Source organism: Aeromonas media (assembly GCF_020423125.1).
GTDB lineage: Bacteria > Pseudomonadota > Gammaproteobacteria > Enterobacterales > Aeromonadaceae > Aeromonas > Aeromonas media.
In genome coordinates, this window is sequence record NZ_CP075564.1 from 184658 (window position 1) to 206922 (window position 22265).

Annotated in this window: 18 protein-coding genes and 1 pseudogene; 9 read left to right on the plus strand and 10 right to left on the minus strand. The window is 61.0% G+C overall.

The window, feature by feature from the left end; genetic code table 11:
- Window positions 1-257 precede the first annotated feature (257 nt).
- A complete protein-coding gene (yihA, locus tag KI797_RS00840; RefSeq protein WP_043132202.1) occupies window positions 258-914 on the minus strand; it encodes a ribosome biogenesis GTP-binding protein YihA/YsxC in 657 nt (218 codons plus the stop codon).
- Window positions 915-1057: 143 nt separating this feature from the next.
- On the opposite strand from yihA, the gene KI797_RS00845 reads away from it, so the two are divergent.
- The 4 genes from KI797_RS00845 to hemN all read left to right on the plus strand — a co-directional run bounded on the left by KI797_RS00845 (window position 1058) and on the right by hemN (window position 4906).
- On the plus strand, window positions 1058-1675 hold the full coding sequence (locus tag KI797_RS00845; protein WP_041206664.1) for a c-type cytochrome: 618 nt from the start codon (window positions 1058-1060) through the stop codon (window positions 1673-1675).
- 798 nt (window positions 1676-2473) lie between these two features.
- On the plus strand, window positions 2474-3049 hold the full coding sequence (gene yihI / locus KI797_RS00850; protein ID WP_182786877.1) for a Der GTPase-activating protein YihI: 576 nt from the start codon (window positions 2474-2476) through the stop codon (window positions 3047-3049).
- 11 nt (window positions 3050-3060) lie between these two features.
- The gene (locus KI797_RS00855) at window positions 3061-3501 is read left to right on the plus strand and encodes a DUF2489 domain-containing protein (RefSeq protein ID WP_226172953.1); all 441 of its coding nucleotides are present in this window, start codon (window positions 3061-3063) and stop codon (window positions 3499-3501) included.
- Between the two features lie 31 nt (window positions 3502-3532).
- A complete protein-coding gene (gene hemN / locus KI797_RS00860; protein WP_226171039.1) occupies window positions 3533-4906 on the plus strand; it encodes an oxygen-independent coproporphyrinogen III oxidase in 1374 nt (457 codons plus the stop codon).
- Between the two features lie 67 nt (window positions 4907-4973).
- Here hemN and add read toward each other — a convergent pair whose 3' ends face one another.
- The 5 genes from add to glnA form a co-directional block, all read right to left on the minus strand.
- Window positions 4974-5975, minus strand: coding sequence for an adenosine deaminase (gene add, locus KI797_RS00865; protein WP_226171041.1), 1002 nt, complete (start codon window positions 5973-5975; stop codon window positions 4974-4976).
- A 142-nt stretch (window positions 5976-6117) separates the two neighbouring features.
- On the minus strand, window positions 6118-7536 hold the full coding sequence (gene glnG, locus KI797_RS00870; RefSeq protein ID WP_041206666.1) for a nitrogen regulation protein NR(I): 1419 nt from the start codon (window positions 7534-7536) through the stop codon (window positions 6118-6120).
- A gap of 9 nt (window positions 7537-7545) precedes the next feature.
- Window positions 7546-8601, minus strand: a complete 1056-nt coding sequence (glnL, locus tag KI797_RS00875; RefSeq protein ID WP_042648883.1) for a nitrogen regulation protein NR(II) — start codon at window positions 8599-8601, stop codon at window positions 7546-7548.
- Between the two features lie 86 nt (window positions 8602-8687).
- Window positions 8688-9263 carry a DUF4124 domain-containing protein gene (locus tag KI797_RS00880; RefSeq protein ID WP_226171043.1) on the minus strand — a complete coding sequence of 192 codons (576 nt, stop codon included), beginning with the start codon at window positions 9261-9263 and terminating at the stop codon, window positions 8688-8690.
- A 197-nt stretch (window positions 9264-9460) separates the two neighbouring features.
- A complete protein-coding gene (glnA, locus tag KI797_RS00885) occupies window positions 9461-10870 on the minus strand; it encodes a glutamate--ammonia ligase (protein ID WP_025325354.1) in 1410 nt (469 codons plus the stop codon).
- A 351-nt stretch (window positions 10871-11221) separates the two neighbouring features.
- On the opposite strand from glnA, the gene typA reads away from it, so the two are divergent.
- The 3 genes from typA (at window position 11222) to dtd (ending at window position 14642) form a co-directional block, all read left to right on the plus strand.
- Window positions 11222-13033 (plus strand): translational GTPase TypA, encoded by a 1812-nt coding sequence (gene typA / locus KI797_RS00890; RefSeq protein WP_041206669.1) that lies wholly within the window; start codon window positions 11222-11224, stop codon window positions 13031-13033.
- 165 nt (window positions 13034-13198) lie between these two features.
- On the plus strand, window positions 13199-14071 hold the full coding sequence (locus KI797_RS00895) for a virulence factor BrkB family protein (protein ID WP_042648881.1): 873 nt from the start codon (window positions 13199-13201) through the stop codon (window positions 14069-14071).
- A gap of 133 nt (window positions 14072-14204) precedes the next feature.
- Window positions 14205-14642, plus strand: a complete 438-nt coding sequence (gene dtd, locus KI797_RS00900) for a D-aminoacyl-tRNA deacylase (protein WP_226171045.1) — start codon at window positions 14205-14207, stop codon at window positions 14640-14642.
- A 94-nt stretch (window positions 14643-14736) separates the two neighbouring features.
- Here dtd and KI797_RS00905 read toward each other — a convergent pair whose 3' ends face one another.
- Window positions 14737-15393, minus strand: coding sequence for a spermidine synthase (locus KI797_RS00905; RefSeq protein ID WP_226171047.1), 657 nt, complete (start codon window positions 15391-15393; stop codon window positions 14737-14739).
- 51 nt (window positions 15394-15444) lie between these two features.
- On the opposite strand from KI797_RS00905, the pseudogene KI797_RS21185 reads away from it, so the two are divergent.
- A pseudogene (locus tag KI797_RS21185) lies at window positions 15445-15549 on the plus strand (GNAT family N-acetyltransferase); the annotation flags it as partial.
- Between the two features lie 17 nt (window positions 15550-15566).
- The gene (locus KI797_RS00910; RefSeq protein WP_161506778.1) at window positions 15567-16475 is read left to right on the plus strand and encodes a bifunctional GNAT family N-acetyltransferase/hotdog fold thioesterase; all 909 of its coding nucleotides are present in this window, start codon (window positions 15567-15569) and stop codon (window positions 16473-16475) included.
- Between the two features lie 53 nt (window positions 16476-16528).
- Here the strand turns inward: KI797_RS00910 and KI797_RS00915 are convergent, their stop codons facing one another.
- The 3 genes from KI797_RS00915 to pssA all read right to left on the minus strand — a co-directional run bounded on the left by KI797_RS00915 (window position 16529) and on the right by pssA (window position 22223).
- Window positions 16529-18595 carry an AsmA-like C-terminal region-containing protein gene (locus tag KI797_RS00915; protein WP_226171049.1) on the minus strand — a complete coding sequence of 689 codons (2067 nt, stop codon included), beginning with the start codon at window positions 18593-18595 and terminating at the stop codon, window positions 16529-16531.
- A 31-nt stretch (window positions 18596-18626) separates the two neighbouring features.
- The gene (recG, locus tag KI797_RS00920; RefSeq protein ID WP_226171052.1) at window positions 18627-20696 is read right to left on the minus strand and encodes an ATP-dependent DNA helicase RecG; all 2070 of its coding nucleotides are present in this window, start codon (window positions 20694-20696) and stop codon (window positions 18627-18629) included.
- Between the two features lie 177 nt (window positions 20697-20873).
- Window positions 20874-22223, minus strand: a complete 1350-nt coding sequence (gene pssA / locus KI797_RS00925) for a CDP-diacylglycerol--serine O-phosphatidyltransferase (protein ID WP_161506781.1) — start codon at window positions 22221-22223, stop codon at window positions 20874-20876.
- Between the last annotated feature and the right edge of the window lie 42 nt (window positions 22224-22265).

A 22265-nucleotide genomic window follows, 5' to 3' on the forward strand; every position in this document is an offset into this window, starting at 1 on the left:
AATAAATTTTCAGTTTTGTTGATGCTCGGTATTATTCCCGGCTTGTCTGGCGGGAACAAAGAAAACGGTGTCAAGGAGGGGGAAAGTTAATTTTTACAACAGCCTAATTTCTATCTCTCTGATTAAAAAGACTTATAAGCTATAGGGATGGGTTGTAACAGAAGGGGACGTGGGGGCTAGCCCGGGCAGGAGAAAACTGAAAGTCTTTCAATCAGCGGAGGGCCAACTCCGCTCATTGCAGCAAGAAGAGGAGTGACTTACTCCTCGATCTGGTGGTCTTCTTCTATGTCGGTCTGAGTGGTTTCGGCATTGGACAGATACCAGCCGCTCAGAGTCTGGGCCAACTTCTCGACACCTATGTTGTTGAGGGAGGAGAAAGCTTCAACCTGGATCTGCGGACCCAGTTCGGCTACTGCCTGGCGCACCTTTATCACCTGATTGTTGCGGGGACCCGGGCTCAGTTTGTCTGCCTTGGTCAGCAGCAGCATCACCGGCAATTCGCGGTGTGAGCTCCATTCCAGCATGTTCATGTCGGTCTCTTTGAGCGGATGGCGAATGTCCATCAGGATCACCAGACCTTTCAAGGATTCGCGGCGCTGCAGGTATTCAGCCAGTGACTTCTGCCACTTGAGCTTCATTTCCAGCGGAACCTGCGCATAACCGTAGCCCGGCAAGTCGACCAGGCGCTTGCCCGGCTCCAGTTCAAACAGGTTGATCAGCTGGGTACGACCCGGTGTCTTACTGGTCCGTGCCAGGTTCTTGTGTTTGGTCAAGGTATTCAATGCAGATGATTTACCGGCGTTGGAACGCCCGGCAAACGCAATCTCGACACCCCCATCATTTGGCAGGTGACGGATGTCGGGTGCGCTGGTCACAAAATGCACCTTATTGAAATTCAGAGTTTGTGTATCCAACGTAAATTCCCCATAGAGATAGAGGGTTATAGAGTTACTTTTTTGTGAAATCGTGTAAAATGGCGTCGCTTAAACGCGTTTATTTTAACATGCCTTCAGCGGCATGGGATCTGGAAGTCTAATAACGAGAAAGTTGGAACGCCATGAAGAACCTAGTCATTACACTTGCTCTGATGGTTGGCGTAACTGGGATGGCACAAGCCAAGGGCGATGCCGCTGCGGGACAAACCAAGGCTGCCGTCTGTGCGGCCTGTCATGGACCGGACGGCAACAGCCCAGTCGACATGTATCCCAAGATTGCTGGTCAGCACGCATCATATATCAAAAAACAATTAGTTGAACTGAAGGCTGCAGCTTCTGGCCAAACTGGTCGGGTTGCTCCCATCATGGGACCCATGGCGTTGCCTCTGTCCGATCAGGACATGGACGACCTGGCCGCCTACTTCTCCAGCCAGAAGGTGACTCCGGTTGCCGTGCCCGATGACGTGGTTGCCGCAGGCAAGGCGCTCTATATGGGAGGCGACATGGAACGTGGTCTGGCCGCTTGTACCGCCTGCCATGGTCCGCGCGGTTCCGGCGTCGAGCAGGCCAAGTATCCCAGCTTGTCCGGGCAGCACCCTGCCTATATCAAGGCGCAGCTCACTGCCTTCCGTGCGGCAGCCCGTGACAATGACCCCAATGGCATGATGCGGGATGTAGCCAAGAAGCTGACGGATCAGGACATCGAGGCGCTCTCCAAATACGTGGCGGGTCTGCACTGATAGGGTCCTGAATCTATCTTGTTGAAAATAACAGGGAACTATCAAGGTTCCCTGTTATTTTTTGGGACTTCCGGCGCCATGTCTGCAAATGCCCTGCATTGTTGTAAGAGATCCCCCATTTCCGAGTCCGGTCGGGGCTGAAACAGTGTTAAGCCTTCGATGCAGAAGCTATAACTTTCAATACGTTAAAAATGAGATGGCCACTTATCTTCGTTTGAAAGAATGCCGAGTGGATTGAGCCCTACTGCGAAATTGTTACAGTGAGCGTATGGAATGACCGGACGAGCTGTCGGTTCGTGCCGGGGTGGACAGGGAGTCGGCTCAGCAGGCAAGTGATGAGCTACGGAGTCAAAGACCAGGATGGTGACCGCCAGGGATGAGCGGGGCTGCGGGAGGCAACCACCCCAGAAAGATGACCGGATGTTGTCAGCATGGGTTAGACAAGCACACGCACATTCAGGATCGAGCAACAAGGGTCAGGAAGACCCAACGACATGATGCGCAGAGGTACGCCCAGGGATAAGGCGATTTGCAGCAAGGAAATGGGACTCGCATGACAGGATCAAGGCAGCTTAGGCTGCCTTTTTTCTGTTGAGTCATTAACCCGCCAAGGCATTCTGTGTCAAAATACCAGCAACATGCCCAGAGGATGCCGATCCTGCGGTGTTCAGTGACCCAATATGGTCGAATTGGTGCGGGATCCCACTCTTGTTCCAGATTTACTGTTCCCCGCTTCAGCATCCTCCCCGGACGAAACAATCCCGGGGGTTTCAATCCAGTTATTTGTCGGAGTCATTCATGTCGGCCAAACAACCCACCCGCAAGCCTACCGGCAAGCGTAAAGAATCAGATGCCAGTGCCCTGGAAGGCCGTGAGCGCAAACGCGCCGCCAAGCGCAAGGGCTTGAAGGCGGGCTCCCGTCAGCAGGTCGAGCAGGGCAACAAGGGCGGCAATGGCAAGCAGGCCAAGGATCCGCGTATCGGCTCCCGCAAGCCGGTTGTGCTGATCGTGGAAGAGAAGCAGAGCAAGCCGGTGGCCCCCAAGCCGCAAAAAGAGAAGAGGTTGGTGATGACACCCGAGCAGGAGCTGGCCTCCATCGAGAATGATGATCGCCTGAACGATCTGCTGGATCGACTTGATGCCGGTGAAACCCTGGAAGCGGCCGAGCAGGCCTGGGTCGATCAGCGTGTCGATCGCTATCAGGAGCTGATGGACGAGCTCGGCATCATAGACACCGACGAAGATGACGACGGTGATTTTGATGACGTCGAGTATGAAGAGCCGAGACAGCCGGCCTCCGAGGAGGAGCTGTGGGAGCGTTTCAGCCAGGTTGACTATCAGCCTGAACCCAAGCCCGAGCCGAAGAAGAAGTGATGAGTGGATGGATGCTGGCCGCCCTGCTGGGGGGCCTTGTCTTGCTGGGGCTGGCTGTCTATGCCGGCACCCTGCTGGCGCGTCTCAAGCGTCAGCACAACATGCAGCGACAGGCCATTGCGGCCCGCAACGAGCGCATCCTCGACAGCGTCAGGGTGATCGCCCATGCGGTACGGGATGGTCAGTGCGACTACTCGGAGGGAGCCATCCGGCTGACCAACCTGCTGGATGCCTTGCAGATCAAGGAAGGGCGAGCCTTCGCCAGTGAATTCCCCGGTCTCTATGGCCTCTACGAGAAGGTGAAGGAGATGCCGACTCACGAGGCGAGGCGAGCCCTCAAGCGCAACGAAGTGATGAAGATGGATCTCGAGCGCAGCGGCTACGAGGCCGAGCTGGAGGCGCAGATCCTCAAGGATGTCGCCCGACTGAAGGACTTTCAGTTAAGCCGGTGAGCCCTGGATAACAAAGAAAGAGGAAGCAAGCGTGCAAGCAGAACAGATTGTGTGGGATCAGGCCCTGATCGAGAAATATAACTACAGCGGCCCACGTTACACCTCCTATCCCACCGCATTGGAGTTCAACGAGGGCTTCGGTTATCCGGACTTCGTCCAGGCCGCGGGCCAGTATCCGGCGCGCAATCTGTCGCTCTACGTGCACATCCCCTTCTGCCACAAGCTGTGCTACTACTGCGGCTGCAACAAGGTGATCACCCGTCACCAGCACAAGGCCGATCAATACCTCGATTACCTCGAGCAGGAGATCAAGGCACAGGCCCCCCTGTTCAAGGACCGGCTGGTGACCCAGCTGCACTGGGGCGGCGGTACCCCCACCTACCTGAACGAGGGGCAAACCCGTCGCCTGATGGCCATCTTGCGGGAGCACTTCCAGTTTGCGGACGCAGGGGAGATCAGCATCGAGGTCGACCCGCGCGAGATCGAACTCTCCATGCTGGATGTGCTGCGGGAGCTCGGTTTCAACCGCATCAGCCTCGGCGTGCAGGATTTCAACAAGGCGGTCCAGGTCGCGGTCAACCGTGAGCAGGACAACGACTTCATCCGCGCCATGCTGGAGCGCGCCCGATCATTGGGGTTCCGCTCCACCAATCTCGACCTCATCTACGGCCTGCCGCACCAGAACCGGGAGAGCTTCCACCACACTCTGGAGGAGGTGCTCAAAACGGATCCGGCTCGCCTCTCCATCTTCAACTATGCCCATCTGCCGAGCCGCTTCGCCGCCCAGCACAAGCTGAAGGAGGAAGACATGCCGGCCCCCCGGGAGAAGCTGGCCATGCTGCAGGACACCATCGCCTTCCTCACCGGTCAGGGTTATCAGTTCATCGGCATGGATCACTTCGCCAAGCCCGATGACGAGTTGGCGGTGGCCCAGCGCGAGGGCAAGCTGCATCGCAACTTCCAGGGCTATACCACCCAGGGGGATTGCGATCTGCTGGGGCTGGGGGTCTCTTCCATCAGCATGATGGGGGATGCCTATTCCCAGAACCAGAAGGATCTCAAAACCTATTACGCCCAGGTTGACGAGCTGGGCCATGCCCAGTGGAAGGGGTGCTCCCTCAACCGGGACGATCTGATCCGCCGCGAGGTGATCAAACGCCTCATCTGCGACTTCTCCCTGAACTTCGCCGCCGTCGAGCAGGCCCATGGCCTGGTCTTCAAGGAGTATTTCGCCGAGGACCTCAAGCTGCTGCAGACCTTCATCGATGATGGCCTGGTGCGTATGAACGACGACGGACTGGAGGTGGTCTCCACCGGTCAGCTGCTCATTCGCAACATCTGCATGTGCTTCGACGCCTACCTGCGCAGCAAGGCGCGTCAGCAGCAGTTCTCCCGGGTAATCTAAGCCGTTGGTCGGCGCTGAACATAAAAAAACCGCCTCTCGGCGGTTTTTTTATTTGGCTTGCCAGCACTCAGCGCTGAGCCGCGCCGGCGCTCAGTTCGGCCTTCTCGGCCTCGCTCAGGAAGGCCAACATCAGACCATTGCGCTGTGCGGTGCGGATTTCATCCGCAGTCATACCGGCGGCCGGGGCGGCCACCTCGTATTCGTGGGGCAGGTCGATGCCTTCCACAGCGGGATCGTCTGTGTTGAGGCAGGCCAGCACGCCAGCGGCCAGGAACTGGCGGATCGGGTGATCGCTGAGGCTGGCGACCGTGGTGGTCTGGATGTTGGAGGTAAGGCAGGACTCGATGCCGATGCGGTGCTCCGCCAGATAGGCCATCAGGGCCGGGTCCTGGATGGCCTTGACGCCGTGACCGATACGCTCGGCGCCGAGATCGCGAATGGCCTGCCACATGCTCTCGGGGCCGGCCGCTTCACCGGCGTGCACCGTCACCCGCATGCCCGCATCCCGCACCTTGCGGAAGTGGTCGGTGAACAGTTCCCCCGGGAAGCCCAGCTCATCACCGGCCAGATCGATGGCGACCAGCTTGTCGCGATGGGCCAGGCAGGCTGCCAGCTCCCTGTTGCACTGTTCGGTGCCGAAGGTGCGGCTCATGATTCCGATCAGGTTGGTCTTGATGCCGAAGTCGCGGCTGCCGGTGGCCACGCCGTCTATGATGGCTTCCACCACCCCCTGCGGGTGCAGCTTGTGGGCCATCGCCATGTAGGCGGGGCTGAAGCGCAGCTCGGCATAGTCGATACCCGCACGCAGCAGATCTTCCACGTTCTCGTATGCGACTCGGCGGCAGGCGTCGTAATCGGCCAGCACGGCCACGCCCCAGTCCAGTTTCTTCAGGAAGGCCACCAGACTCGGCTCGTTCTCGACGATCTGCACGTGAGGGCGCAGGGCTTCCAGCTCATCGGCTGGCAGCGGGATGTTGTGCAGGCGACCCAGCTCGAGAATGGTCTGCGGACGGATGTTGCCATCCAGATGGCGGTGCAGGTCGGTCAGGGGGAGGGATCTGTCAATCATGGTGGCGCCTTCTGCGAGTCGGGTTGGAAAGCCTGTCATTCTAGGCGGGGATCTTGAAAAAGATACCCCGTTTGCGGGCAAACGGGGTGTGATTGGTCAGGCTTTCCCTCAAGGCGTGATGGGAATCGTTTTTCCCGAGAACTCAGGGAATGTCGAGTTCCTTGAGCTTGCGGGTCAGGGTATTGCGACCCCAGCCGAGCAGGCGGGCGGCCTCCTGCTTGTGGCCATGGGTGTGCTCCAGCGCCGTCTCCAGCATGATCCGCTCGAATTGGGGCATGGCATCGGCCAGGATGTCGGTCTCCCCCAGCGCCAGCTTGGCGCCCACCCAGTCCTGTAGTTGTTGCTGCCAGCCACCGGTCAGCGCGGGCTGGCCTGGTTCCGCCGTGCTGGTAATGGGGGTCAGCAGCTCTGTGGGCAGATCGCCGACCAGCACCTCCTGGCCCGACGCCATCACGGTCAGCCAGCGGCAGACGTTCTCCAGCTGGCGCACGTTGCCCGGCCAGGGCAGGCGGCTGATGTAGGTCTGGGTATCGGGGTGCAGGCTCTTGGCCTCCACGTTCAGCTCCTTGGCGGCTCTGAGCAGGAAGTGCTGGGCCAGCTGAGGTATGTCCTCTCGTCGCTCCTTGAGGGCTGGAATGTGGATGCGGATGACGTTGAGGCGGTGGAACAGATCCTCCCGAAATTCGCCGTCGGCGACCCGCTTCTCCAGATTCTGGTGGGTGGCGGCGATGATCCGCACATCCACCTGCACCGGTTGATGGCCGCCTACCCGGTAGAACTGGCCGTCCGCCAGCACCCGCAGCAACCGGGTCTGGACGTCCAGGGGCATGTCACCTATCTCATCGAGAAACAAAGTGCCGCCGTCTGCCTGCTCGAAGCGGCCGTGACGTATGTTGTTGGCGCCGGTGAAGGCCCCCTTCTCATGGCCGAACAGTTCGGATTCGATAAGATCCTTCGGGATGGCGGCCATGTTGAGGGCGATGAAATTCTTGTGGGCGCGCGGGCTGTGCTTGTGCAGAGCATGGGCGACCAGCTCCTTGCCGGTGCCGCTCTGGCCGTTGATCAGCACCGAGATGCTGGAGCGCGACAGTCGGCCGATGGCGCGAAACACCTCCTGCATGGCGGGGGCCTCACCGATGATCTCCGGGGTGGTGGTGGCCTCCTGCTGGCGCGCCTTGCGTTTGGTACGCTGCTCTTTCAGATGATTTTCGGCGCGGCGCACCAGGGTGACTGCCTCGTCGATGTCGAACGGCTTGGGCAGGTATTCGAAGGCGCCGCGCTGGTAGGCGTTGACCGCGCTGTCCAGATCCGAATGCGCTGTCATGATGATGATGGGCAGATCCGCCTGACGGCGATGGATCTGCTCCAGCAGGCTGAGGCCGTCGATGCCGGGCATGCGGATATCGGAGAGGATCACGTCCGGTGAGCGCATCTCCAGCGAGCTCAGCAGGGCTTCGCCGTCAGCAAAGCTCTCGCATTCGAAGCCTTCGCTGCCAAGGGTGCGCTCCAGGACCCACCGGATGGAGCTGTCGTCATCGACGATCCACACTTTTGCTGTCATGAGGTTCCCTTACTTGCGAAGTGGTAGGTAGATGGTGAATTCGGTGTGGCCGGGCCAGCTGATGCAATCTATGCGTCCCTTGTGCTGATCGATCAGATTCTGGGCGATGGAGAGGCCGAGGCCTGTGCCTCCCTCCTTGCCGGTGATCATGGGGTAGAAGAGGGTGTCGCGAATGGCATCGGGAATGCCGGGACCGTTGTCGATGATCTTGATCTCGGCGGCCAGGCGGTAGCGCTGACCGTGGATGGTGATCTGGAAGGCGGTGCGGGTCTTGATGCGGATGAGCCCGGTCTGATCGCCGAGGGCCTCGGCGGCATTGCGGACTATGTTGAGAAACGCCTGCTGCAGCTGGTCCGGCTCCATTTCGAACTCGGGAATGCTGGGGTCGTAATCCCGCTCGATGCGGATCTGGGGCGGCAGTTCCAGATCCACCAGGCGGCGCACCTGCTCCAGCACCGAATGCACATTGTGCATCTGATGGCGTCCCGGCCGCTGGGGGCCGAGCAGACGATCGACCAGCACCCGCAGGCGGTCGGCCTGCTCTATGATGATGCCGGTGTATTCGCGCAGAGCGGGGTCCGGCAACTCCTTTTGCAGCAACTGGGCGGCGCCGCGCAGGCCCCCGAGGGGGTTCTTGATCTCGTGGGCCAGCCCGCGCACCAGCTCCTTGGCGGCTTGCTGCTGGGCATGTTGCTGCAGCTCCTGGCTGATCTTCTTCTGCTGATCGATCTTGCGCAGCTCCACCACCATCAACCGCTGCTCGTGGTCGGCCATGGGGCTTACGCTGATCTCCACCAGCCTGGGCTCTCCCTCCACCACCAGGGTGACTTCGCTGTCGGTGAAGCCCTGCCCTGAAATGAGGCACTGTTTGAATCGTTGCAGGTCGAGGGAAATGTGCTCCAGCAGATGGGGCAGTTCGATCCCGATCAGTCGCCGTTCGCTGAGGGACAGCAGCTGTTCGGCCGCCGGGTTGACGAATTGAATGCAGAGCCGTTCATCCATCAGGATGACGGCGGTCAGCAGGTTGTCCAAGAGTGTCTTGGCGTGATCCAGGCGGGTTGGCACAGGTTTCTCCCTAAAACGGTGCTTTACACCTATTGTGCACCGATATGGTGCATTGAGTTTACCCGCATCGGTGCGTCACATCACCCCTAATTGGCCTTGGGGGTGGCTTTGGGAGCCTGATTCACAGTCGTTCTATGCAGGTAAAAGGTGGCTGCTTTGGATTTAGCAAGGATCGTACCGTCTTTGGCGAGCAGCTCGAGCCGCGCCTCGTAGGCGCCACGATCCAGGTTCTCCACCCGGATGGCCAGGCTGTTGTGAACGAGGGGAATGGCCTTGTCGTTCAGCAGCAGGCGTACGTCATATTGCACCGGCGCCTGGGGATGGACCTGTGCCTGGAAGACGATGTTGCCCGTGTTGTCGCGCAGTGTGCTGCCCGGCTCGGGGGAGAGCAGCTCTATCTCCAGAGGGGCGGCTTCCAGGGCCTTCCTTGCATCGACACCGGTCAGATGGTTGAAATCATCAACCTGAACCGAATGGGGTGAGGTGCCGATGAGGGGGGAGACCCGCAGGTCGATTTCCCTGGCGTTCTTGCCGGGGGGAGGGGCGTCTGTGTAATGGGTCACCCCTTGGGAGTCTATCCAGGAATAGACTCTGGCCGCCTGGGCGGTGCAGGAGATCATCAGCAAGAGGCCCAGCGTCCATGTCGGGTGTACTTTTTTCATCCATCTCTCCTTGACGGGGTTCACCTTAATCCTATCAGAGAAAAAAATGTCGGGCCTATTGTCGGATGTGCGGTGAAGCATGGACTCGATGAGCCGGACGACTCTGAGGCATCATGCCATGAGTCATGATATTTCAGCCCCTTAGATAAAAAACCCGCCAGATGGCGGGTTTATCATGATGAAGCAAGGACACCGGATTAGACGGAGTAGTACAGCTCGAACTCCAGCGGGTGCGGGGTCATGCGGACACGATCCACGTCATGCTGTTTCAGCTCCAGGTAGGAGTTGATGAAGTCGTCGCTGAACACACCGCCACGGGTCAGGAACTCGCGATCAGCATCCAGTGCGGACAGGGCTTCGTCCAGGGAACCGGCAACGGTCGGCACTTCTGCGGCTTCTTCCGGCGGCAGGTCATACAAGTTCTTGTCCATGGCATCGCCCGGATGGATCTTGTTGATGATGCCGTCCAGACCGGCCATCAGCTGGGCTGCGAAGGCCAGGTAGGGGTTGGCAGCCGGATCCGGGAAGCGGACTTCGATGCGGCGAGCTTTCGGGCTCGGCACCACCGGGATACGGATGGAGGCAGAGCGGTTGCGGGCAGAGTAGGCCAGCATCACAGGGGCTTCATAGCCCGGCACCAGACGCTTGTAGGAGTTGGTGGTCGGGTTGGCGAAGGCGTTGATGGCCTTGGCGTGCTTGATGATGCCGCCGATGTAGTGCAGTGCCATCTCGGACAGACCGCCGTACAGGTCGCCGGCGAACAGGTTGACGCCGTTCTTGGCCAGGGACTGGTGGCAGTGCATGCCGGAGCCGTTGTCACCGAACATGGGTTTCGGCATGAAGGTGACAGTCTTGTTGTAGGCGTGGGCCACGTTGTGGATCACGTACTTCAGGACCTGCACTTCGTCGGCCTTCAGGGTAAGGGTGTTGAAGCGAGTGGCGATCTCGTTCTGACCGGCAGTGGCCACTTCGTGGTGGTGAGCTTCAACGACCTGGCCCATCTCTTCCAGCACCAGACACATGGCGGCGCGGATGTCCTGGGAGGAGTCAACCGGCGCAACCGGGAAGTAACCACCCTTGACGAAGGGACGGTGACCCTTGTTGCCGTGCTCGTACTCGGTACCCGAGTTCCAGGCAGCTTCTTCGGATTCGATCTTCACGAAGCTGTGGCCCATGGTGTTGGAGAAGGTGATGTTGTCGAACATGAAGAATTCCGGCTCCGGCCCGAACAGCACGGTGTCAGCGATGCCGCTGGCTTTCAGGAAATCTTCGGCACGCTTGGCGATGGAGCGCGGATCGCGGTCATAGCCTTGCATGGTGGCAGGTTCAAGCACGTCACAGACGATGTTCAGCGTGGTCTCTTCGGTGAACGGGTCCAGTTTGGCGGAGGCCGGATCCGGCATCAGCACCATGTCAGACTCGTTGATGCCCTTCCAGCCGCCGATGGAGGAGCCATCGAACATCTTGCCGTCTTCGAAGAAGTCTTCGTCGACCTGGTGGGAGGGAATGGATACGTGCTGCTCTTTACCCTTGGTGTCGGTAAAACGCAGATCAACAAACTTGACTTCGTGTTCCTGGATCAGGGCCAAAACGTTCTGGGCTGACATGCTAAGTAACCTCCGGTGTTAAAACTCTTTGGGTGAATGCGTCATCACATTCACATAAGCCAGTATCGTGCCAAGTTTGTGACAGCTTGATTTCAGGGCATTTGCACCGTTTCAGGCTGCCGGGACACCCGCTTTCATGCTTGGTTGCGCTTCAAAGTGGTGCAACCTTGGATCGTTTTGGTGCACCATCGTGGTGCGCCAGCACGATCAGCCACCATCTAAGCAGGCTTTCAGCATGGGGTCTATGATCCTGATCCCCTGTTGTGCGCGAATGGTCTGCAATTATGCTAGGCAGATCACAAAGGCGAGAGTACAATTAGCGCCCAATTTTACCCGGTGATTGAGGCGAGAATGTTAGAGAATTTACGCAATATTGCGATTATTGCGCACGTAGACCACGGCAAAACTACCCTGGTTGATAAGCTGCTGCAGCAGTCTGGAACCCTGGACCGTACCACTGATGGTCAAGAGCGTCTGATGGATTCCAACGATCTGGAAAAGGAACGTGGTATTACCATTCTCGCCAAGAACACTGCGATCCGCTGGAATGACTACCGCATCAACATCGTCGATACCCCGGGTCACGCCGACTTCGGTGGTGAAGTTGAGCGCGTCATGTCCATGGTTGACTCCGTGCTGCTGCTGGTCGACGCCGTTGACGGTCCGATGCCGCAAACCCGTTTCGTGACCCAGAAAGCCTTCGCCCAGGGTCTGAAGCCTATCGTTGTCATCAACAAAATCGACCGTCCGGGTGCGCGTCCTGACTGGGTAATGGACCAGGTATTCGACCTGTTCGACAACCTGGGTGCCACCGATGAGCAACTGGACTTCAAGGTTGTTTACGCCTCTGCACTGAACGGTTGGGCCACCCTGGACCAGAGCGTCGAGTCCGATAACATGGAACCCCTGTTCCAGGCCATCGTTGACAACGTCGAGCAGCCGAAGGGTGACCCCGCCGGTGGCTTCCAGATGCAGATCTCCCAGCTGGACTACAACTCCTACGTGGGTGTTATCGGTATCGGCCGCATCACCCGTGGTCGCGTCAAGACCAACCAGCAGGTCACCATCGTCGGTGCCAACGGCAAGAACCGTACCGGCAAGGTTGGTCAGGTGCTGGGTTACCTGGGTCTGTCCCGTACCGAAGTGGCCGACGCGCAAGCGGGCGACATCATCGCCATCACAGGTCTGGGCGAGCTGAAGATCTCCGACACCATCTGTGACAACAATGCCGTCGAAGCCCTGCCGCCGCTCTCCGTTGACGAGCCGACCGTGAACATGACCTTCCAGGTCAATACCTCACCGTTCGCCGGCAAAGAAGGCAAGTTCGTGACCTCCCGCAACATTCTGGAGCGTCTGAACCAGGAGCTGGTCCACAACGTGGCCCTGCGCGTGGAAGAGACCGAAGATCCGGACAAGTTCCGCGTCTCCGGCCGTGGTGAGTTGCACCTGTCCATCCTGATCGAAAACATGCGTCGCGAAGGTTACGAGCTGGCGGTATCCCGTCCGGAAGTTATCCTGCGCACCGTTGACGGCGTTCTGCACGAGCCGTTCGAAACCGTTACCGTGGACGTAGAAGAGATCCACCAGGGTTCCGTCATGGAGCAACTCGGCCTGCGTAAGGGCGAGATGACCAACATGACCCCGGATGGCAAGGGTCGTGTCCGTCTCGACTTCATGATCCCGAGCCGTGGTCTGATCGGCTTCCAGACCGAGTTCCTGACCATGACTTCAGGTACCGGTCTGCTGTACCACACCTTCGACCATTACGGTCCGCACAAGGGTGGCAGCATCGGTGAGCGTCAGAACGGCGTGCTGATCTCCAACGCTACCGGCAAGGCCCTGACCTTCGCCCTGTTCGGTCTGCAAGACCGTGGTCGTCTGTTCATCGGTCACGCGACCGAAGTGTACGAAGGCCAGGTGATCGGGATCCACTCCCGTTCCAACGACCTGACCGTCAACTGCCTGAAAGGCAAGCAGCTGACCAACATGCGTGCCTCCGGTACCGACGAAGCCCAGGTGCTGACTCCGCCGATCCGCATGACCCTGGAGCAGGCTCTCGAGTTCATCGACAACGATGAGCTGGTCGAGATCACGCCGAAGGCCATCCGTATCCGCAAGAAACTGCTGACCGAGATGGATCGCAAGCGCGCCGGTCGTGCTTGATCGATAGCTGTTCATCGACAGACCAAAGAGAGGCCTTATGGCCTCTTTTTTTATGGTCGCGTGGTAGCTTCTCGCCTCCGGGATGACACCGAACCGGCTCATGGGTGGTCAGATGGGCACCCTATCTGACACAATATCTGCATGATGACGCTTACGAGAATCAAGATGCAGCAGCAAATCCGCGGCCGCCTGGCCCACGCACTCTCCTTCTTGCGCCACGATGGTGCCCATTTCGCCCAGTTTGTCTGGGGCCGTTTCCAGCAGGACAGGCTGACGGTCACCGCCGGCTACCTGGCCTATGTGACCCTGCTCTCTCTGGTGCCCATGGTTGCCGTGGTGTTCGGCATGATGTCGGCCTTCCCGGTTTTCCAGACCCTGAAACAGCAGATGGAACAGTTCGTCTATCACAACTTCGTGCCCACCGCCGGCGAGATGCTCAAGGAATACATAGACGGCTTCGTGGCCAATGCCACCAACACCACTGCGGTCGGCATCGGCGCCCTGATAGTGGTGGCCCTGATGTTGATCTCGGCCATCGACAAGAACCTCAACTACATCTGGCGCTCGACCCAGAATCGACCGCTGGCTCAGGCCTTCGCCATGTACTGGATGATCCTGACCCTAGGCCCCGTGCTCATCGGGGCCAGTCTCGCTATCTCCTCCTACATACTGTCGCTGAAGCTGTTTGCCGCTGACAGCCTGTTTGGCGCCGGCTATCTGGTGCTGCGCAGCCTGCCGTTCCTGTTCTCGGTGTTCGGCTTCCTGCTCATCTACACTGTGGTGCCCAACTGCAAGGTGCGGCTGACCCACGCCTTGATCGGCGCCCTGGTGGCGGCAACCCTGTTCGAACTGGCCAAGCGCGGCTTCGCCATCTACATCACCAACTTTCCCTCTTATCAGGCCATCTACGGCGCCCTGGCGACCATCCCCATTCTGTTCGTCTGGGTCTATCTGAGCTGGTTGGTGGTGTTGCTCGGCGCCGAGACCACCGCCTGCCTGGGGGAATACGAGAAACCGGGAGCAGAGGAGCTGGCCTGAGGCCTGCCTTCCATCGTGTGCCGGACCCCGGGTGGGAAAGGCGTTGGCCCGGGCAGGGTATTTATTGGTAGCATCAACGACCGCTCCCGTCATGACGACGGCGGCGGTCGTTCTGTTTTGAGAGGAGAGGGATGTGATTGCATTGATTCAGCGGGTATCCGAGGCCAGCGTGACCGTCGAGGGAGAAGTGACCGGGGCCATAGGGCAAGGGCTGCTGGTACTGCTCGGGGTAGAGCAGGGGGACGATGAGGCCAAGGCCGACAAGCTGCTGCACAAGGTGAGTGGCTATCGCATCTTCTCCGATGCAGAGGGCAAGATGAACCTCAATGTGGGCCAGGTCGGGGGCAGCTTGCTGGTAGTCTCCCAGTTCACCCTGGCGGCGGAGACCGGCAAGGGGATGCGACCCAGCTTCTCCGGCGGAGCCCACCCGAGCGATGCCGAGCGGCTCTACGACTACTTCGTTGCCCGGGCCAGGGAGAGCGGCGTGCCGACCGAGACGGGACGCTTTGCCGCCGACATGAAAGTCAGGCTGCTCAACGACGGTCCCGTGACCTTCTGGCTGCAGGTGTAGGCGTCATTGCTGGCGCCCGGGTTGCGCTAGCTGTTCACCCTGCCGAGGGCTCTCGTGGCGACCCGCCAGCAAGAGTGAGGGCTCGCAGCAGGTCCTAGGTGCCTAGATTGGTGGCGTGCAGTATGACGTTGCGATAGCCCGGCACCCCGTGGGCCGTGGTGGGGCCTATCCACTCCTCGGCCAGCTTTTTGGCCTGCGCCAGTTCGAGATGGGTCCGTGGCAGCAGATTGATGATGAGGGTGCCGCACAGGCAGTTGGCCAGCGCCTGATAGATGGGAGCCTGGAACAGCAGCAGGGGATTGCCGTCCTGGCTGAACAGGTCCAGCAGCACCAGGTCGTACTGCTCCCGACTCTCCAGCAGGAAGTGCAGTGCATCGGCGTGGTGCAACCGTGGCGCACCTCCAGTCGAGGGCAGGAAAAACTGCTGGAACAGGGTGAGGATCTCGGCGTCCAGATCCACGCAGTCGTGGCGTGCCTTCGGCCAGCGCACCGCCAGATGACGGGTGAGATCCCCGCCTCCCAACCCCAGCTCCAGGATCCGGCTCGCCTGTGCGGGCAGCCGCTCGGCGATGCTCTGCTGATGGGGCAGGCAGAGGTATTCCGGCTGGCTCAGGCTCATGGCGGATTGCACCACGCCGTCCATTTCCAGCCAGCGGTGGCGGGCATTTTCCAGGATGGAGAGGCGGCGTTCGGGTTTGGCGCTGAGGTGCAATAAGTGATCGGCTTGGTACGCTTGCAGATTGAAGTCCATGAATTTGCACGGCAAGATGGCTTTCGACCAGTGTAACTCAAGGATGTCGCTATGTACCGGGTGGTCACCCCTCAAACACCAGCGGAGCTGGATGCTTGCTACCCGCTGCGCCGGGCGGCATTGTTGCGCAAGCCCTTCAATCTGCCCGTCGGCGCAAACTCAAGGATCTCTTTATGTACCGGGTAGTCACCCCAGAAACACCAGCGGAGCTGGATGCCTACTACCAGTTGCGCTGGGAACTACTGCGCAAGCCTTTCAATCTGCCCGTGGGCTCCGAGCGTGACGAATACGATACCGTCGCCATTCATCGGCTGATGCTGGCCGAAGACGGCACCCCCATCGCCGTCGGCCGCCTCTTCATCGGGGGTGACGAGGCCCAGATCCGCTTTATGGCGCTGCGTCCGGAGTTTCGCGGTCAGGGGCTGGGAGCCCGCATGGTGGAGGATCTCGAACAGCTGGCCCGTGACGAGAAGGTGAAACGGCTGGTGATGAACGCCCGCCAGGAGGCGGTGGAGTTCTATCGCAGGTGCGGTTTTCTCGAGGTGGGTGAGGGGCCCGTCTCCTTCGGCCGCATTCCCCATCGTCAGATGATCAAATCCATCAGTCCGCTGCAGACCATACAGTATCGCCCCGAGTGGTGTCAGGATCTCACCACCCGCTGGTCGAGAGGGATCCCCATCAGCGAGAAGATGGGGGTGCACATCACCCACTACGATGGCCAGACCTTCCACCTCAAGGCCAACCTGGCGGCCAACCTCAACGTCCACGACACCATGTTTGCCGGCAGCATTTACAGCCAGTGCGTGCTGGCGGGCTGGGGCCTCATCTGGCTGCAACTCAAGGAGGCCGGTCTGGGCGGGGATACTGTGCTGGCGGAGGGCAACATCAAATACTACAGACCCGTGAGCGAGGAGCCTGAGGCCAGGGTCGCCCGGGAGGGGATGCCCGCCGTGCTGGCGCCGCTAAAGAACGGGGAGTCCGCCAAGTTCAGCCTGCGGGTGCAGCTGTTCAGCGGCCGCAAGCTGGCGGTGGAGTTTGTCGGCCAGTACGTGGTGCTGCCCATCAAGCGGGCGGGGCACTGACCCCGTCGTCTGGCATCCGTTAGCAACAAGGCCTCATGATGAGGCCTTGTTCGTTATTGCGCTGCCGGCTTGGGCTGTGGTGGACGCCAAAGCGGGCCGCTGCGTCCCTGGGCCGGGTAGCGTACGCCCGCCTCCCAGTCGCAGTATGCCTCTTGGGTCGGGAATCGCCATTCAAGGGCCGGGCTCTCAAGGGGGCCTCGCCATCGCGCCAGCAGCTCGGCGCAGCGCCGCTTGTTCAGCACGCCGAGATCCAGCTGCCACTGGTCGCTGGCCAGATCGATCCCGCCCTGCAACCCGAGCAGGTGGGTGATGGTGGAAGCCCCGCCCTGCTCGATCTGCAGCTTGCCCTGCTCAGCCCTGGCCTTCAGCCTGATGTGGTAGAAGGGGGTATCCCCCTGCTGCATCGCCTGCCACAGGGTCTCGGGAGTCAGGGTGGGCGGGGTCGCCTCCTTGAACCAGTTGTCCAGCAGCGGGTCTATCCCGACCTTGTCCCAGAAGGGATCCCTGGCCTCCAGGCTCAGGCTGCCCTGCAGGGTGCGGCGCCAGTTGCCGGGAGTCTGCTCCGGCTGGGGGGCCAGATCGGCCTGCAGATCCGTCTCCAGATCCACCTTGCCCGCCAGCGAGACGGGGGCATGGAGCAGTTCGCCCCACTTCTCCAGATCCAGCTGCTTGCCCTGCAGTTGCAGGCGGCTCTCCTGCCCGGGCACCTTGCCCCATTGGCCGCTGAGGCTGAGGGAGCCCTCATCCGGCAGCTCGCTGCTTAGCCTGTTGAGCTGCCAGGTGCTGGGGGTCAGCTCCCCGTCCAGCACGCCGTTGCGGGCACTCAAGCCGTCCCACACCAGCTCGAACCACTTGCTCTCGATGCGGGTACGGCCGAGCAGCGGGCCCGGCTGGGTGCCTCGCAGGCTGAGATCGCTCAGATAGAGCTGCCAGCCAGTCAGGGAGAGGGGCAGTGCATCGTCGAAGGAGAGCACCTTGAGCTTGTCGAAGGCCAGCTTGCGCACGTCGATCTGCTGGGGGCGCCAGCCCTGCCACTCCTGCCACCATCCTTCCGGCAGGCTGATGTCCATGCCGCTCAGGGCCATGTCCTTGAGGGTCAGCTTTTGCAATTGGGTGTCGAGGGCAAACTCGACATTGAACTCCCCTTCGTATGCCTTGCCCTGCAGCTCGGCATCGATCTGCCGGGGGGAGAAGGCGAGCTTGCCCTCGATGGCTTCCAGCTGGAACAGGCCGCGGCCGAGATCCGCCAGGGTGCCGGAGAGATAGCCGCTTGGCTGGTTGCCGGCCTGCCAGTCGAAGGCGGTGAGCTGACCGCTGAAGTTGTTGATGGAGAGCTCCTGCTCTATGGCATTGACGCTGATCCGATCGAGCTGGCCCCGGTCCAGGGTGATGCGGCGCAGGGGAAACTCACCCTGTGGGAGATCGCCGAGCTCTACCCGCATGCCACGGGCCTTCAGATCGTGCAGTTGCAGGCTGCGCTCTGGCCAGTTCAGCACCATGCCGGTTTCCAGCAGACCCTCGAACAGGTTGGTGGTCAGCTTGTCCGTGCTCAGCACCTGCCCCTCCAGTCGCCCCTTGAGGCTGAGGCGGGCCAGGGTGAGCTGCGGCGTCTCCAGCTGGTTGATGCCCAGGGTCAGGTTGGCCTGGGGCTGGCGTTTCGGATCGATCAGCTCCCAGTCGCTCAGGGTGGCGCTCAGGCCGCGCAGGTTCAGGGCCTCGCTGTACAGGCTCAGGTTGTCTATGGTGCTGTCGCTGATGGTGAGGGAGTGCACCGGCAGGGTCGGCAGCTGGTTCGGCAGCGGCAGCTTGATGACGGGGCGGATGAGATCCAGGTGGGCGATGCGCACGTCCCGGTTCAGCCAGTCGATGTTGTCTATCTCCAGATAGATCTTCTCCAGCTGCACCGCATCCCCGTATTGCACCTGCTCCGCCAGCAGGGTGTAGGGGTGAAGCGGGTTGAACACCAGCCGGCCTATGGTGACAGGCACGCCGGTCTGCTGGCTGATCCAGCCGGCGATGGGGCCCTTGGCCCGTTCGGCGTCGAACAGACCGAGGCCGACCCAGACGAATAGCAGCAGGAAGGCAAACAGATAGAGCAGGGCGCGTAGCCAGGAATTCATGGATGCTTTCCTCCTGTTTTGGGGTGTGTTGTCAGGCGTTTGAGTAGTGATCCCGCAGGCCGAGCCAGCGGCGGATCAGCGGTTCGACATGGTTGGGATGACGGTCCATGAGGAAGCGTGCCATCTTCTGCACCTGGGGAATAAGCGGCTGATCCCGCACCAGATCGGCGATCTTGAGATCCGCCAACCCGGTCTGGCGGGTGCCGAGCAGTTCCCCCGGGCCGCGCAGCTCGAGATCGCGCTGGGCGATCAGGAAGCCGTCGTTGGTCTCCCGCAGCACCCCGAGCCGGCTCTGGGCCGTCTTGGAGAGGGGGGCATGGTAGAGCAGCACGCAGTGGGAGGCCACAGACCCCCGGCCGACCCGGCCGCGCAACTGGTGCAACTGGGCCAGCCCCAGCCGCTCCGGGTTCTCGATGATCATCAGACTGGCATTGGGCACGTCCACCCCCACCTCGATGACGGTGGTGGCGACCAGCAGTTGCAATATGCCCGCCTTGAACTCCTCCATCACCCTCTGCTTCTCGACCGGGCGCATCCGGCCATGGACCAGGCCTATGTGCAGGCCGGGCAGCCTGGCTTGCAGCTCGGCGGCCGTGTCTTCGGCGGCCTGGCACTCCAGCACCTCGGACTCCTCGATCAGGGTGCAGACCCAGTAGGTCTGCTTGCCCTCCTCGCAGGCGAGTTTGACCCGCTCGATCACATCCTGACGGCGGCTGTCGGGCAGGGCGACCGTGGTGATGGGGGTACGACCGGGGGGGAGTTCATCGATGACGGAGGTATCGAGATCCGCATAGGCGGTCATCGCCAGGGTACGAGGAATAGGGGTGGCGGTCATGATGAGCTGATGGGGATGCACCCCCTCCCGCTCCCCCTTCTCCCGCAGGGCGAGGCGCTGGTGCACCCCGAATCTGTGTTGTTCGTCGATGATCACCAGGGCCAGGCGCTGGAACACCACCTGCTCCTGGAAGATGGCGTGGGTGCCCACCACCATCTTGACGCTGCCGTCGGCAATGGCGGCCAGCGCCTCCTCCCGCGCCTTGCCCTTCTGCTTGCCCGCCAGCCAGCCCACCTTGATGCCGAGGGGTTCCAGCCAGTGGGCGAAGTTGATGGCGTGTTGTTCGGCCAAGAGTTCGGTCGGCGCCATCAGCCCCACCTGGCAGCCGTTGCCTATGGCTTGCAGGGCCGCCAAGGCCGCCACCAGGGTCTTGCCTGAGCCCACGTCCCCCTGCACCAGCCGCATCATGGGATGGCTGCGTTGCAGATCCTGGCTTATCTCCGCCACCACCCGGTTCTGGGCGCCGGTTGGGGTGAAGGGCAGGGCGCTTAGCAGCTTTTCCACCAGAGCCGGGGCCGGCTTGAGGGTGCGGGCCAGCTGGGTCTGCGCCTGGGCGCGCACCTTGAGGACGGAGAGGTTGTGGGCCAGTAGCTCTTCCAGCACCAGTCGCTGTTGAGCCGGATGCTGACCGCTCTCCAGCAGGGCCAGCGCCACCGAGGGGGGCGGGCGGTGCAGCAGCTTCAGGGCGGCGGCCAGATCGATCTGCTGGGGGTAGAGGCCGGCGGGCAGCAACTCCTCGACGCCATAGAGGTCGAGCTGGGCCAGCGCCTGATCCGTGAGGCTGCGCAGGCTGAGCTGGCGCAAGCCTTCGGTGGTCGGGTAGACGGGGGTGAGCGCCTCTTCGGTCTGGCCGGCCTGCTCCTCGCCGAGCAGCTTGTACTCGGGGTGGGCCATCTCCAGTCCGTACTTGCCGGGACGGGCCTCGCCGAAGCAGCGGATCAGGCGGCCCTGGGCCAGGCTGTTTTTCTGGGCGGCGGTGAAATTGAAGAAACGCAGGGTCAGGCTGCCGGTGCCGTCGCTGATGCGGCACACCAGCATGCGGCGGCGCCCCATGACCAGCTGGGTGTCCTGGATTTCGCCCTCGACGGCGCCGTGCAGCCCGGGGGGCAGATCGCCGATGGGCCACACCTGGGTGCGGTCCTCGTAGCGCAGGGGGAGGTGGAACAGCAGATCCTGTACCGTGGCCAGCCCCAGCCGCTCGAGCTTCTCCAGCATCTTGCTGCCGACACCCTTGAGGCTATCGAGAGGAATTTTATCCAATTTCATCAATTAGATGCCCGAAAACACTGTAAATATGTCCAGATGATAGGGGTTGTTGCTGCCTCGATGCAAGCCGCGTTGCAGCGGCAGGGGCTCCCCGGGCGGGGCGAGAGGGCGCATACGACAAAGGCCTGCCGAACACGGGAGGCCTTTGGAGGGGCAGACAGGGGAGGCGGACAGGGCTTAGATGATCCGCTTGAGCAGAATATGGGCCCTGACCCTGTGGATCCTGGCCAGCAGCTTGCGTACCTGCTCGGGGTAATCCTTGATCTGCTCGATCTGATCGAAGTGGCTGATGCGACGGGTATGGGCCAGGATGCAGTCGCGCTCCTCCTGGAAGCGCGTGCGCAGGTGGTGGTGATGGTCGTGCACCAGCAGGCCGTTCTCCAGATCCAGCGCCCAGGCGCGGGGATTGAGGTTGTTGCCGGTGAGCAGGGCCCACTCCTCGTCCACGAAGATCCCCTTGAGGTGATAGGAGTTCTTGTCACAGCACCAGAGCATCAGATTGAGACGGCCGCTGTCGATGTGGTGCTGGTTGCGCTCGGCAAACTTACGCAGATTGGTCTCGTAGAGATAGGGCAGGCCGCCTATGGTGGAGAATTTCTCCTCCGGCGGGATGAAGAAGTCGTTGGCAGTCTTGTCGCCCACCACTATGGTCACCTTGCAGCCGCGCTTGAGCAGCGCTTCCACGTCCTTGTTCAACTCCTTGGGGGGGTTGAAGTAAGGGGTGCAGATGAAGATCTCCCGCTCGGTGGCCCGCACCAGGTTGCGGATCATCCGGTTGAGCTGGTTGCCGCGCTTGCCCAGGCCCACCATGGGGGTGATGGCGATCTCCTGGCTGTTGGCCGGTATGCTCTCGAATCGGTACTGGCTGGTGCGCAGGTTGTGCTTGAAGCGGCGGATCTGCCCCTTGAGCTGCTTGGCGCCCGGGATACCAGGGCGATCCAGCCGCTGCACGGCCTCGCTCTTGAGGAAGACGTCATCCACGTAGTTGACCATGCTGCGGGTCAGGGCCTGGCTGTGGATCTGGTGATAGCGATCGAAGCGATAGCGCTCCTGCTGGTGCAGATAGATGTCGTTGAGGCTGGCACCTGAGTAGAGCAGGATGTCGTCGAAGATGAAGCCCTTGAGGTGCAGGACGCCGAGCAGCTCGCGGCCTTTGACCGGCACGCCGTAGATCTCTATCTGGTGTTCATGGCGGGCGGCCATGGCCTGATACATCAGGTGGTTGCCCCCCTGTTTGCCCTTGCCGATCAGACCGCGCTGGGCACGGTGGAAGTCGACGAAGACCTTGATGTCGAGGGCGGGGTTGCGCTGCTTGGCGGCGTAGAGGGCGGAGAGGATTTCCCGTCCCGCCTCGTCATCTTGCAGGTAGAGGGCGATCAGATAGATACGCTGGGTCGCGCCCGCGATGAGCGAGAGAATACGGCTCTTGAAATCCTTGGCGCTGTTGAGTACCTGGAACTGATCTGCGGCAACCGCGATCTGGGGTAAACGTGCCAGCAACTGTCGATAATGTGCCGATGAATGCATAGAGAAGCCTGAAATCACGGGATGAAGCGTTCCACTCGGGGC